Origin of the sequence: Thermopolyspora flexuosa (assembly GCF_006716785.1) — a bacterium.
In the GTDB taxonomy this organism is placed as follows: Bacteria; Actinomycetota; Actinomycetes; order Streptosporangiales; family Streptosporangiaceae; genus Thermopolyspora; species Thermopolyspora flexuosa.
Genome location: NZ_VFPQ01000001.1, coordinates 2,120,921 through 2,133,427, shown reverse-complemented (window position 1 = coordinate 2,133,427; position 12,507 = coordinate 2,120,921). Strand labels below are relative to the sequence as shown.

The following is a 12,507-nucleotide window of genomic DNA, read 5'->3' as shown; positions in this document are numbered from 1 at the left end:
AGCCGTATCAACATCCCCGGACGCCCTCCGCCGTCGGCGGACGGCAACATCGGGCACCACCGCAGAGACATCCCATCCCGTCCACCTCGACCACAAAGCGCACTAGCGGACCACTGAGCATATTCACGCCCTATTCCGGCATACATCACCTGTGTGGCAGGAGTTCACAATTGTCTCATCTTGCACTCTTCGCTATGCTCGCCGCAGCTGCATCCGCACCTCCTACCGGTCGTGCGGATACCGACTTATGCGGCGAGTCGGACCAGTGACCGCGCTCGCGTCGCTGTGGCAGCCGACTCCCTGTAAGGCAGCCGCCCGTCAGGCAGCGGTCGAGCGCGAGCCGCTCGCTTCCGCGACCGTTCCGGCTGGAGTTCTCCATGGCGGCATCGCGCAGGCCACGACTTGTCGACGTCATCCAGAAGGCACTGGCGAACGGGCCGATCTCACGGGACGCCCTGCTCACCGCCCTACAGCAGGCCGGGTTCCGCGCCGACGAGGGCGTGGTATGGGAGACCTGCCGCCTCCACGGCATCGCCGACCTCGAGGACGACATGTGGATGCCCCGAGGGTGGGCGGCGCCGATCGGCGCAGATCCTCAGGCGAATGGCGGAACATCCCAGCAGAGACGGCCGGCCATCAGCCCTGTGGACCGTTCCGCCGAGGAGCAGGCCGACGCCGAGGTACAGCGGCTCGCCGTCCGCCACGGTCTCCCGCTGTCCGAGCCCGTGGCGCCGGTCGGGCCGGTGCCCGACGGCTGGGCGGAGGTGGCCGCGGCTGCCGCCCGCGCGTTCCGCGACGAGCTCAAGGAGGTCGCGAACCGCCGTACCCAGAGCGACATGCCGCTCTCCTCCGGCGAGGAGGTGAGCACCGCCGGGAGCCAGCGCAAGCTCGTGCGGTACGAGGTCGAGGGCGAGCTGGGCGTGGCCGAAGGGACGACCGCCCTCCTCATCGTCGACGACGTGCAGATCCCCGTCGAGGTGGTCTCGGTCTTCGGCAACGTGGTCACCCTTTCCCTGCCCCACGGCGCCGCCGTCGTCCCCGAGGCGACCCTCCGCCTCGACCTTTCCTGGCTCCTCACCGCGCAGAGCGAGCGGCTCGGCGAACTCGCCCACGGCGGTCCCGGCTTCAACGCGGAGGCCGCCCTCGCCGTGGTCACCCCGTGCCGGGACGGCGGTCCGGCGGCACGGGTCAGGCTGGCCGAACACGAGGCCGCCGGTCTCAACGCCGGGCAGCGGAACGCCGTCGAACTCGGCCTCGCGCCCGGGCTCACCTGGCTCTGGGGCCCGCCGGGCACCGGAAAGACGACGACGATCTCGGCGCTGGTGGCGAAGCTGTGCGAGCAGGGGCGACGCGTGCTGCTCGCCGCGCCGACGAACGCCGCCCTCGACGTGGCGATCAAGGCGGTGCTGAAGCGGGCGCCCCACCTGGGCTCGGGCGCGCTGGTACGCGTGGGACAGCCCTCGGACCCCGCGCTGATCGACAGGCCCGAGGGCCGCATCCTCGTCGACGAGATCGCGGCCGAACAGGGCGCCCCGCTCGCCCGGCACCGGGTGGAGGTGAACGAGCGCCTCCGCGACCGGCGCGCCGTACTGGAGGAGCTGAAGCAGCGCAGGCACGGACGGCTCACCGAACGGGAGGAGTCGCTGCGGCTCCGCCTCGAGACCGAGATCGCCGAGCTTCAGGCCCTCGACGGCGCGCTCGGCCGCAAGCTGCTCGAGGTACGTCGGCACGTCTGCCGCAAGGCCACCGTCGTGGCCGCCACCGCCCACCAGCTCGTCCTCGAGGTCCTCAAAGGGATCACGTTCGACGTGGTCGTCCTCGACGAGGCGAGCATGACCACGGCCGCCCTGGCGATGCTGGTCGCCGGCGCCGGGCAGGGGCACACCATCATCGCGGGCGACTTCCGCCAGTTGCCTCCGGTCGTCGTCGCCCAGACCCCGGCGGCCCAGGAGTGGCTCCATCGCAGCCCGTTCGAGAAGGCCGGCGTCACCACCGCCGTCGCCGAGCGTCGCCCGCCCGCGCGCCTCGCCGCGCTCACCGAGCAGTACCGGATGCGGCGCCAGATCGGCGACATCGTCAGCACCGCCTTCTATCCGGAGAGCCCGCTGCAGACCGCGCCCGCCGTGGCGGACCGGCCGGTCAGGAGCCGCGCCCCGTGGGCCGCCTCGAACCTGGTCGTCGTCGACACCTCCGGCATGCGCGCCCGCACCGCGCGACGGCAGGGCATGGTCTCCCGGTACAACCTCATGCACGCGCAGCTGATCGCCGCGCTCACCGCCGAGGCGGTCGCCGACGCCCACGACCTCGCGATGATCACCCCGTTCGCCCCGCAGGCGCGCCTGCTGGAGTCACTGCTGCCGGAGAAGCGCATGGAGCAGTGGGCGGCGTCCACGGTGCACCGTTTCCAGGGTGACGAGCGGGACATCGTCGTGTACGACACCGTCGACACCGGGCGCGGGGTGACACCGCTGCACATGTGGTTCACCGAGGGCGACACGGGCAGCGAGGGCGCCCGCCTGCTCAACGTGGCCGCGAGCCGCGCCCGCGACCACCTGCTGATCGTCGGCGCCCTCGACCGGCTCCACCGGATCGGCGCCGCCCGCACCCCGGTGTGGACGTTCTTCGCCCACCTCCTCGACCGGGCCGAACGCCTGCCCTGGGACCGAGCGCTCGCCCTCTCCACCGTCACCGAACGCGTCGAGCCCGAGGACCTGGTGGAACTGCTGCGAGCCGACATCGAGCGGGCCGACACGGTCGAGATGTGGCTGCCCGGTGTCCTCACCTACTCCCTCGCCGACCTCGTCCCCGCGCTGCTGTCGGTCCACGGCGGCAAGCCGGAGTCGGAGGCCGTGACGATCTGGGTGGAGCCGGAGGCGGACGGCCACCTCCCCGATCCGGCCCGGTACGCCCACAACAAGGGTGTCAACGTCCGCCCCTGCCTGCCGATCCTCGAGTCGGGTGCCGTGATCGGCGACGTGGTCTGGTCGGCGGCGGGTTCGCTGTGCGGTCCGGATCCCGGCCTGGTGCTGCGTACCGAGCACCGGGCGTTCGCCGACGCGGTACGGCGTGCCCAGCGACGCCGGCCGGGCACGGGTCCCGGCGGCGCTCCCGGCAGCGGCCAGCGTGGCGACCGGTGCGGGCGCTGCGAGCGCATGCTCATCCGCTACGAGCAGGGACGGCTCGGCGCGCCGGATCTCCGTTACGCGTGCGCCGCCTGCGACCGCAGGACGAGACCCGCAGACGGCCGCTGACATGGGTAGAGCCCGCCGGGCCATCGGTGCCGGGCGGGCCGTACCCAAAGGATCATGTTCCGTACCCGGCACCGGACGGACAGCCGATCTCGAACCAGACCACACGGCCGCCGCCCCGGAGGTGCGAACCCCACTTGTCGGCGAGCAGTTCGACCAGGTAGAGGCCGCGCCCGCCCTCGCTGTCCTGATCCACGTCGAGCCGGGCGCGGGGCTCGCTCCCCGGCGATCCGGCATCGCCGACCTCGACGCGGAGCACGCCGTCGGCGGGTTCGGACAGCGAGACCGTCACGGTGCCGTCGGGGAGGCGGCCCGAGTCCGAGTGACAGATCGCGTTGCCGACCAGCTCGCTGGTGAGCAGTACGGCGTCCTCGATCACGGCTCCGTATCGGGCGAGGAGCGTGCGGCGGACGAATCTGCGAGCCTCGGCGACCGACTCGCCCTTACCGGGGAACTCGGCTTGGGCGATCATCCCCGGGGCGGTCACCGGTTCTCCGCCACGATGAGCCCGGCCGAGCCTCTGTCACAGGCAGCCACCAGCCACCTTGACCTCTGATCCGAAGTGTAGATCCGCCGGCTTCGTTGCTGGACGGTGACGATTCCGCCGAGTCCGCACGCGCTGCGCCGGCGCAGGACTGGTTCCGCGCGCAGCGGAAGGTTCGCAAGCGTGGCCCGCTCGAGCTTCCGCAGCTCTCCGACAAATCGGACCAATTTTGTGAATTGCCACTCCGTCTGATCGGCCATCCATCCACACCCTTCGAGTGATACGCCTCGACGCTGCGAGCACCTCGTTTCCGCAGCGAGGATGACGGATGGCGACTACGATGCGTAATGCTTTGGTAACTACTCTTATTCGATAGTCAAAAGCGCGGTCTGTGTAGCGTCCTACAGCTCGCGTAGCGCGGTCGAAAGGAAGTCCTCATGCCTGCTCCTCGTCCGCTCAACCCCGCCAGCAGCATGCTCGCCTACTGGGGTGCGGAACTGCGGAGACTGCGCGTTGCGGCAGGGATGACACAGCGGGAGCTGGGCAGGAGGACCTCCTACTCGGCCTCGTACATCGGACACGTCGAGACTGCGAGACGCCCTCCGAGTCGGGAGTTTGCCGTCGTATGCGACAAGGTGTTCGGAACTGACACTCTCACTCCCCTATGGGACCTCATCGCGGAGGACGCCCATCCCACATGGTTCCGGCCGTATATGGAGCTCGAGCGCCAGGCGAGGACGATCAGGTTCTGGGCGCCGCTCCTCATTCCCGGCCTCGTACAGACACCCGACTATGCACGCGCTCTGATTCGGACGAGCAACCCGCGATGGACGGCCGACCAGGTGGAAGAAGCGGTGGCCAGCCGCATGAGACGCAAAGACGTCCTGTTCCGGGAGGACCCACCTGAGCTCTTGGTGATTCTCGATGAGGCGACCCTCCTTCGTCCTATTGGAGGGCCTCACGTGATGCGAGCACAACTGGAATATCTCCTGGATCTGGTGGAAACCCGAGAACGCACGTCAATCCAACTGGTCCCACTCACCATGCATATGCACGCCGGCCTTACCGGACCTATAGTTGTTACGAGCTTCAGAGGCCAACCAGACGTGGTCTATCTCGAATCCGCTTGGCGCGGCGAGGTGATCACCGACCCGGATGGGGTCGAGGAGCTGACGAGTCGCTTCGACGCCATCCGGGTGCTTGCCGTCCCACAACCAACGTCGCTCGCAATGATCAGGAAGGCGTGTGAGCAATGGACCTGAGCAAGGCTGCATGGCGTAAGAGCACGCACAGCGGCGGAAACATGGGCGAGTGCGTGGAGGTTGCCACCAACATTCCCGGAATCGTGGCGGTCCGCGACAGCAAGAACCCGGACGGCCCCGTCCTCACCTTCACCCAAGCCGAGTGGCGCGCCTTCCTCAGCAAAATCAAGAGTCACGCTTAGGCTCAAGCTACCGATCCGGCTTGGAAACTTCCGCAGCGGACTCTAGCCCTCTGGGGAAGCACGATCAGCTCTCGTCACCAGATGTTTCCCGTCGTTCCACTACAGGACTTCCCGCGCCGACGGAGACATTCACCATGATCAGCAAACACAGAGCCGATTGGCGTAAGAGCACGTACAGCGGCGGCAATGGCGGAGAGTGCGTAGAGGTCGCCACCAACCTCCCCGGCATGGTCGCCGTCCGCGACAGCAAGAACCCGGACGGCCCCATCCTCACCTTCACCCGAGACGAGTGGCGCGCCTTCCTCAACAAGATCAAGAATCGCGCGTAGGCAACGAGATTTCCCCAGCGGACCCCAGCCCGTTAGGCAAGTAGACCGGCCTTACCACCAGGTGCTCTGCCTTCCTCCCACCAATGGGGAACGCCCTCACCGACCGAGACACCCACCATGATCAATCCGCCAGGCACCAGTTGGCGCAAGAGCACGCACAGCGACGGCAACATGGGTGACTGCGCCGAAGTCGCCACCAACCTCCCCGGCATCGTGGCGGTCCGCGACAGCAAGAACCCGGACGGCCCCGTCCTCACCTTCACCCGAGACGAGTGGCGCGCCTTCCTCAAGAGCATCAAGCGTCACGCATAGGAGCGATCCGACTCGACTGTCGTTGACGTTTCGACTGCTACCCGGCCGAAGCCGGGAACGTTCCCGTGTGTTGCCCGCGTCTGCCCGCCTGAGCACGCGGGCAACAGCGTGTCCCTTAGCCCTCTGTCAGGCGGGGTTATCTCGGCCTCGGCCTTGGAGGCGTTGCGCAACGGCGCCCTCGCCAAGCCCTCCCACAGACTCGAGACGCCCGGCATGCCCCGGGCATCACCGCACCGCAACACTGCGGGTAGACACCGGCTTGCAAGCGCCACCGTGAAGTTCGACCGGTTGACGGCTTCGCCTCCCATGCACCCAGGCAGAGCTGCAACGCCGCTGCGCCCGCTGCCGGCCCGGCGATCAGCGACTGATCCCGGCAGACGGCGTGGCCGTCTCGTGGAACGATCGGGGCTCGTCGGATTGATGTTCCTGGCCGGGCGCGGAAAGCACCACGCTCAGACGCCGCTGGTCAACCGTTCGTGCACTGAAGATCGCTCAGCTGGGGAATCTGAAAGATTTGAGAATTTCCTCCACCTGCGCTCTCCGCTTGGCCGGCATCTCGTCGATGGAAATGGTGAGTCCGGTCACCGGGAGGATCAGCATTTCGGCCTCGACCGTTGTGCCGTCTCGGCAGTAACTTCGAGCCTTCCAGTAATAGGCTCTGCGATTTCCTATACGGTGGAGACCGGTCTTGAGGAATCGTGACGGCCGCACGGGCTCACCGATCTCGCCACATGCGCCTTCGGGACCGTAGCGGGCGGTGACGCCGTCCGGCTCGACCTCCTCCGGCCTGAAATCGGGATCGCCACCGTCCACCCAAGGGTGAATCGACATGCCGAACTGGTGGCAGTACCAGTACTCGTCGTTCCTTTTGTCCTTGGGCCGCAGACACATGCCCTCGATGTTGTGTGTGTTGTCAGGGTAATACATCCAGTCATCCGGAAGGATGAAGGAGTACCCCCTGACCATCGTCACCCTACGCCCAGTGCGCGTGGGCCTCGGGGACGCGGACGCCGTGCCAGCAGGTGACGCCGTACCCGTGGAATCCCCCTGTGCCGCGGTCGGCCTGTCGCCCGTGGGCGTCGGACTCTGGGTGGCAGCACCGGAGGGTGAGGCCGGGGACGGCGTCCTGTGTGCCGCCACGCCGTCCGCCGACCGCCCGGAGACGACCACGGCGGTCGTGGCGATCAACCCGGCCGCCACCACCGTCACGGCGGCCGCCACGCCGAAGTCCCTCCAGCGACGCCGCCGCGGCGGGACGACCCACTCCGCCTCCTCCGGCGCGGGCATGACCCAGGTTCGGTCGAGAAGCCTGGTGACCTCCTCCTCGACGCTCGCGGATACCTCGGCGTCCGGCTGCCAGATCCGTCTGAGGGATTCGAGGAGGCCGGCCGCGTCGGGGCGCTCCTCCGGGTTCTTGGCCAGCGTCTTGACGACGAGGTCCTTGAGGGGGTCCGGGACTCCGTCGACGTCGGGCTCATCGGTAAGCACGCGCATGGCGATGACCTCCGGCCGCCCCTTTCCGAAGGCCAGGCGCCCGGTGGCGGCGTACAGGACGAGCAGGCCCCAGCCGTAGTCCGGCCCTGTGGGGCGCGGGAAAGAACGCCAGGGCTTGGCGGAGCGGCATGCGAAATGGCGCAGCTAGCGCCGATTACCCGGGGGTACGTGATCGCATCTGCGATCGGTTACGCCATGCTATTGGGCCATGGTGAAAAAAATGATCGGGACTTCGGTCCTCGCCGCCTCGCTGGTGGTCTCCGGCGCCACGGTGGCGTCGGCCCAGGCGAAGCCGACGCTGGGGCCGTACGGGTACGGTGCCGTCAAGCTCGGCATGAGCGCCAAGAAGGCCAGGGCGACCGGCGCGCTGGTGCTGAAGTTCCCGGGTGGCGGTGGCTGTTCCGGCTGGGACCTGAAGAAGTTCCGGAGCCCCAAGAACCAGGTGGGCGTCTGGATCTCGCCGCGGCTGGGGGTGGCCGCCATCTACGCCCGGAAGAACATGAGGACCCCGGAGGGCATCAAGGTCGGCTCCACCTTCGCGCAGCTGAAGGCGGCCTACCCGGGCGTCAAGAAGAACTTCTACGGCATGTACACGGCCAGGGTGCCGGGCAACAAGAAGGCCCTCTACACCTTCGGCGTCGAGAAGGGCAAGGTCATCGAGTTCGGCATCATGCTCAAGAACCAGGACTGCTTCGGCTAGTGCCGACGCGGCCTGCGGAAGCACGAGGGCCGCACCCTGGAACGCGAGTGCGGTGACTCCCCACCGGCCGGCCTCTCCCCGTTCTTCGGGGAGGGCTCCGCTCGGTGCCGCGCACCCGCACCGGGCGGCCGGGAGGACATCCGCGGGCGCTCGGGGTGGCGGGCGCCACCCTGGTAGGGAGACAGCCCGCCGCAAGCTTGCGCACGACCGCCACGCGAGCCCGGGTCCGGCGGGCGGGCGGTGCCGGTCAGGCGGCGACCGGCAACGACGGCGACGAGCGGCATGGCCTCGCCCTGGCCACCGATCCACCTGAAACGGACAAGCCGTCCGTCAGAGGCCGTCCCGTGACGTGATCTGCGTATGTTCGCCGCGATATCGATCTTCGTGTGAAGGAGTCCCGTTGCTCGGCGAAGCCGGAAGTGATGCTCCGAAGGACTCTCCGCACGCGGTCGATCCGGGACCTCGTGTACTGCAGCCCCTGACCCCTGACGACCCCGTAGAGGTGGGCCCGTACCGGCTGGTGGGCAGGCTCGGCTCCGACGGGGTGGGAACGGTGTTCGCAGGGGTGGACCGTTCCGGCCGCCCGGTGGCCGTCAAGATGATCCACCCCGACCTGGCCCGGGACGGCCGGTTCCGCGCCCGGTTCGCCCGGGAGATCAGGCTGCTGCAGGAGATGCAGGGGGTGAGCACCGTCCGGGTGCTGGCGGCGGACCCCGAGGCCGCCCGGCCCTGGCTCGCCACCGAGTACCTTGCCCCTCCCGGCCTCGCCGAGCACGGCGCACCGGGGGGAGCTCCCGCCTCGGCCGAGAAGACCACGCCTGCCGCAGGGTCCGGCGAGAACTCGGGCCGGTACCGCGACGACGATGCCGAACCGACGGCCGAGGACTATGTGCAGGCGCTGCTCGTGTTCCTGGCCGCGGCCGCCTAGGCGGCGGCCGACCCCGAACGGCCCGGATCCCCGGCCGCACGGACGTCCGGCACGCCGCGCTCCGAGGGTGTCCCCGAGCGGCGGACGGAGACGACGCTCGTCCCCGCCGGCCACGTCACCCGGCTCCCGGACCGGCCCCGGACGCTGCTCCCCCAGCGGGAGCAGAGCCCTCCTCGTTCCCGGCGCGACCTCTGGCTGTACGGCGTGGCCATCGGGATGGCGGCCCTCGTCGTCGGCATCGGGCTCGTCAAGGCCGCCACCGAGCCAGGCGACTCCCCGGCGCCGAACGCCATGACGGCGACCGCGGACACGCCGACGCCCTCGCGCGCCGCGACGGCGACGCCGAGCGCGAGCCGTACGGCGTCACCGGCCCGTTCCCCCTCCGCGACCCCCTCCGCCGGCGCCTCCGGCACGCCGACCAGGACACCGGAGGGGGCGACGTTCCTCCGCCCCGCCAAGTGGAAGGTCACCGTCTCCGGGCCCGACGCCTTGCACCCCTCGGTGTGCGTCCGGCCGGCGGGGCGCAAGAGCTGCGCCAAGGGCGGCATCGAGATCCTGCACGATTACACCGACCACGGGACGGCGGGCCTCGACGGCGGTCTCAGCCTGCCGCCGGCGTTCGGCTGCAGGGGTGGCGAAGCGCATCTCCTGAGAAAGACGGTGGAGCGCCTCCGCGATCAGTCGGTGGAGCATCGCAGGCACCTGATCCAGTGCACGGATGACGTGCAGTTCGAGGCGCAGACGTGGTACCTGTCCGAGTCCAGTACGTTGATCCGGGCGTCCCGGGTCCCGCGCGCCGCCGTCGACCTCGTGCTGGAGTCCTTCCGCTTCCCCGCCGGGGAGAGGGAGGCCGCCGAGTCCGCACCGGTTTCGTCGGCGCGGGCCCAAGCGCTGGCCATGGACGCATTCCTCGAGGCCAGCGCGAAGACCAACGCCAAACTCCGTAAGGCGGTCGACCTGGTACGGCGCTGCCGCGATCTCGACGAGGCCATCGCCGCCTTGGACGAGGTCTGGGCGGAGCGTTCCTTCCAGGTCCGCGAGGTGCAGGACACGCTGTCCGACCGCCTCGCCGTCGACGCCTTGGAGGGGGGTGACGCGATGATGTTCAACCTCCGCGAGGCGATGGAGTACTCCCTGCGGGCGAGCGGCGAGTACTCGCAGTGGGCGGAACGGTTCCGCGCGGGCAACTGCGTCGGCGGGGTCGGGTCCCAGTACCACCTCGAGGCCGCCGAGGCCGCCTCGGCGAGGGCCGAGAAGGCGAAACGGTTCTTCGTCCGGCAGTGGAACCGCATCGCGAAAAAGGAGGGGCTGGCCACCCGGAAGGCGAGCGAGATCTGACATGGGGCTCGCCGACCTCGATGCGTGCGCGATCCGTGGTGTGAGCCCTTCGGCAAGGTCGATCGCGGGGCCTTCCGGGCGATCGGGCTCTGCGCGGAACGAGCGCGAACGATGGTGAGGGCGGGGCCCGGCCGGCCGCCGCGCCGTGCCGCCGCGCGCACGCCCGCGCCAGGCGTCGGCACGCCGGGTGGTTCCTGCGGCCCTCCCGCGCGGCGCTGAGCATGCACAAGACCCGGCACACGCGAGCGGTCCGGGACCCGGCGCGTGCCCGTCCCGGCACGGGCGCACGGCGGGCGGGGCTCGCGGGTGTCGTAACGCAAATCCGGCCTTATGGCCGTCATTCGTCATCAGGAAGTGAGCATTATGCGAGCAGTGATCGGAGCATCCCTCCTTGCCGCCTCGTTGCTGGCCGGCGGCGCCGTCCCCGCGGCCGCGCAGGCCAAACCGGCGCTGGGGCCGTACGGGTACGGGTCGGTGAAGCTCGGGATGTCCCTGAAGAAGGCCAGGGCGACCGGTGCCATCGTCCCGATCGGGTCGGTCAGGAACCCGTGCACCCACTGGCATTTCAAGAAGTTCCCGAAGGTCACGTGGGACTGGCACCTCGTCATCTCGGATGAGAAGGGCGTCGTGGCCATCAACGGCCAGAAGGGTATGAAGACTCCGGAAGGCATCGGGATCGGGTCGAGCTTCAAGCGGCTGAAGGCGGCCTACCCGCGCCTGTCGAAGAAGGCGCCCAACGTCTACTCGGTCACGGCACCGCGCAACAAGAAGGCCGAGTACCGCTTCGAGGTCTACAACGGCAAGGTCGGCGCGATCTTCCTCGCGCTCAAGAACCGGGACTGCGTGAGGTAACACCGGTCACCCTTCCGGGCCTCGCCGTACGCGGTTCCGGCCATCACGTGACCCATCACGCCCACCCGAGGGTTCGTGTGATGGCCGGGCTGCGGCCGACCGACCGCCTCCGGGCTCGGCGCTCGCCGCCGGCCAACGGCGAGGCCGGGCCGCGGCGCGCGACAGGATCCGCACCCGTTTGTGACCCTTGTACGATTCGACCCTCGCGGAATGTCTTTGATGCGAGGAAGGTTGAAATTCGTATGAAGAAGATCGGGTTTCTGAGCTTCGGGCACTGGTCGCCGTCGCCATACTCGAAGGTGCGCAGCGCATCCGACTCGCTGCTGCAGTCGATCGAGCTGGCGGTGGCCGCCGAGGAGCTCGGCGCCGACGGCGCCTTCTTCCGCGTCCACCACTTCGCCCGGCAGCTCGCGAGCCCGTTCCCGCTTCTCGCGGCCATCGGCGCGCGCACGAGCCGGATCGAGATCGGCACCGCCGTCATCGACATGCGGTACGAGAACCCCTTCTACATGGTCGAGGACGCCGGTGCGGCCGACCTCATCGCGGGCGGCAGGCTCCAGCTCGGCATCAGCCGCGGCTCGCCCGAGCAGGTGATCGACGGCTGGCGGTACTTCGGCTACGCGCCGGCCGAGGGCGAGACCGACGCGGACATGGCGCGGCGGCACACCGAGGTCTTCCTCAAGCTGCTGGAGGGCGAGGGCTTCGCCCAGCCGAACCCGCGGCCGATGTTTCCCAACCCGCCGGGGCTGCTGCGGCTGGAGCCGCACTCCGAAGGGCTGCGGAAGCGGATCTGGTGGGGTTCCGGCTCGAACGCCACCGCGAAGTGGGCCGCCGAGCTGGGCATGCACCTGATGAGCTCCACGCTCAAGAACGACGAGAGCGGCAAGCCGTTCCACGTCCAGCAGGCCGAGCAGATCGCGGTCTACCGGGAGGCGTGGAAGGATGCCGGGCACGAGGGCGAGCCGCGCGTCTCGGTGAGCCGCTCCATCTTCCCGATCGTCAACGACACCGACCGCGCGTACTTCGGCCACGAGCGCCGCAGCACCGACCAGATCGGCTTCATCGACGAGAACACCCGGGCCATATTCGGCCGCACCTACGCCGCCGAGCCCGACGTGCTCGTCAAGGAACTGGCCGCCGACGAGGCGATCGCCGCGGCGGACACGCTGCTGCTGACGGTGCCCAACCAGCTCGGCGTCGAGTACAACGCCCACGTGATCTCGTCGGTCCTGAAGTACGTCGCCCCCGAACTCGGCTGGCGCTGACGGCTGCGCGGTACGGCACCGCCACCGACCTCGGCACCGTCCGGGATCGTGCCGTCGCCACACCCGGGTGGGCGGACCGCCCGAGCAGCTCGATCCCGTGATCCTGATTCAGG

Annotated in this window: 12 protein-coding genes; 10 read left to right on the top strand and 2 right to left on the bottom strand. The window is 69.3% G+C overall.

Going from position 1 to position 12,507, the window contains the following annotated elements:
* Positions 1 to 377: 377 nt before the first annotated feature.
* A complete protein-coding gene (locus FHX40_RS09050; protein ID WP_142259193.1) occupies positions 378 to 3,251 on the top strand; it encodes a DEAD/DEAH box helicase in 2,874 nt (957 codons plus the stop codon).
* Positions 3,252 to 3,303: 52 nt separating this feature from the next.
* Here FHX40_RS09050 and FHX40_RS09045 read toward each other — a convergent pair whose 3' ends face one another.
* Positions 3,304 to 3,735 (bottom strand): ATP-binding protein, encoded by a 432-nt coding sequence (locus FHX40_RS09045; protein WP_142259192.1) that lies wholly within the window; start codon positions 3,733 to 3,735, stop codon positions 3,304 to 3,306.
* A 470-nt stretch (positions 3,736 to 4,205) separates the two neighbouring features.
* On the opposite strand from FHX40_RS09045, the gene FHX40_RS09040 reads away from it, so the two are divergent.
* From FHX40_RS09040 to FHX40_RS09025, 4 genes are all read left to right on the top strand, one after another.
* Positions 4,206 to 4,994 (top strand): helix-turn-helix domain-containing protein, encoded by a 789-nt coding sequence (locus FHX40_RS09040; RefSeq protein ID WP_170198780.1) that lies wholly within the window; start codon positions 4,206 to 4,208, stop codon positions 4,992 to 4,994.
* Positions 4,985 to 5,176 carry a DUF397 domain-containing protein gene (locus FHX40_RS09035; RefSeq protein WP_142259190.1) on the top strand — a complete coding sequence of 64 codons (192 nt, stop codon included), beginning with the start codon at positions 4,985 to 4,987 and terminating at the stop codon, positions 5,174 to 5,176. The genes FHX40_RS09040 and FHX40_RS09035 overlap by 10 nt, the downstream gene beginning before the upstream one ends.
* A 134-nt stretch (positions 5,177 to 5,310) precedes the next feature.
* A complete protein-coding gene (locus tag FHX40_RS09030; protein ID WP_142259189.1) occupies positions 5,311 to 5,505 on the top strand; it encodes a DUF397 domain-containing protein in 195 nt (64 codons plus the stop codon).
* Between the two features lie 117 nt (positions 5,506 to 5,622).
* Positions 5,623 to 5,817 (top strand): DUF397 domain-containing protein, encoded by a 195-nt coding sequence (locus tag FHX40_RS09025; protein WP_142259188.1) that lies wholly within the window; start codon positions 5,623 to 5,625, stop codon positions 5,815 to 5,817.
* Positions 5,818 to 6,309: 492 nt separating this feature from the next.
* Here FHX40_RS09025 and FHX40_RS09020 read toward each other — a convergent pair whose 3' ends face one another.
* Positions 6,310 to 7,311, bottom strand: coding sequence for a serine/threonine-protein kinase (locus tag FHX40_RS09020; RefSeq protein WP_142259187.1), 1,002 nt, complete (start codon positions 7,309 to 7,311; stop codon positions 6,310 to 6,312).
* Positions 7,312 to 7,531: 220 nt separating this feature from the next.
* Here FHX40_RS09020 and FHX40_RS09015 point away from each other — a divergent pair, with 220 nt between their 5' ends.
* The 5 genes from FHX40_RS09015 to FHX40_RS08995 all read left to right on the top strand — a co-directional run bounded on the left by FHX40_RS09015 (position 7,532) and on the right by FHX40_RS08995 (position 12,394).
* Positions 7,532 to 8,011 (top strand): hypothetical protein, encoded by a 480-nt coding sequence (locus FHX40_RS09015; RefSeq protein WP_170198779.1) that lies wholly within the window; start codon positions 7,532 to 7,534, stop codon positions 8,009 to 8,011.
* A gap of 553 nt (positions 8,012 to 8,564) precedes the next feature.
* Positions 8,565 to 8,939, top strand: coding sequence for a protein kinase family protein (locus FHX40_RS09010; RefSeq protein WP_142259186.1), 375 nt, complete (start codon positions 8,565 to 8,567; stop codon positions 8,937 to 8,939).
* Positions 8,940 to 9,143: 204 nt separating this feature from the next.
* Entirely contained in the window at positions 9,144 to 10,277 is a 1,134-nt protein-coding gene (locus FHX40_RS09005) for a hypothetical protein (RefSeq protein WP_142259185.1), read from the top strand.
* Positions 10,278 to 10,649: 372 nt separating this feature from the next.
* Positions 10,650 to 11,129, top strand: a complete 480-nt coding sequence (locus FHX40_RS09000) for a hypothetical protein (protein ID WP_142261647.1) — start codon at positions 10,650 to 10,652, stop codon at positions 11,127 to 11,129.
* Between the two features lie 242 nt (positions 11,130 to 11,371).
* Positions 11,372 to 12,394 carry an LLM class flavin-dependent oxidoreductase gene (locus tag FHX40_RS08995; RefSeq protein WP_142259184.1) on the top strand — a complete coding sequence of 341 codons (1,023 nt, stop codon included), beginning with the start codon at positions 11,372 to 11,374 and terminating at the stop codon, positions 12,392 to 12,394.
* Positions 12,395 to 12,507: the final 113 nt, after the last annotated feature.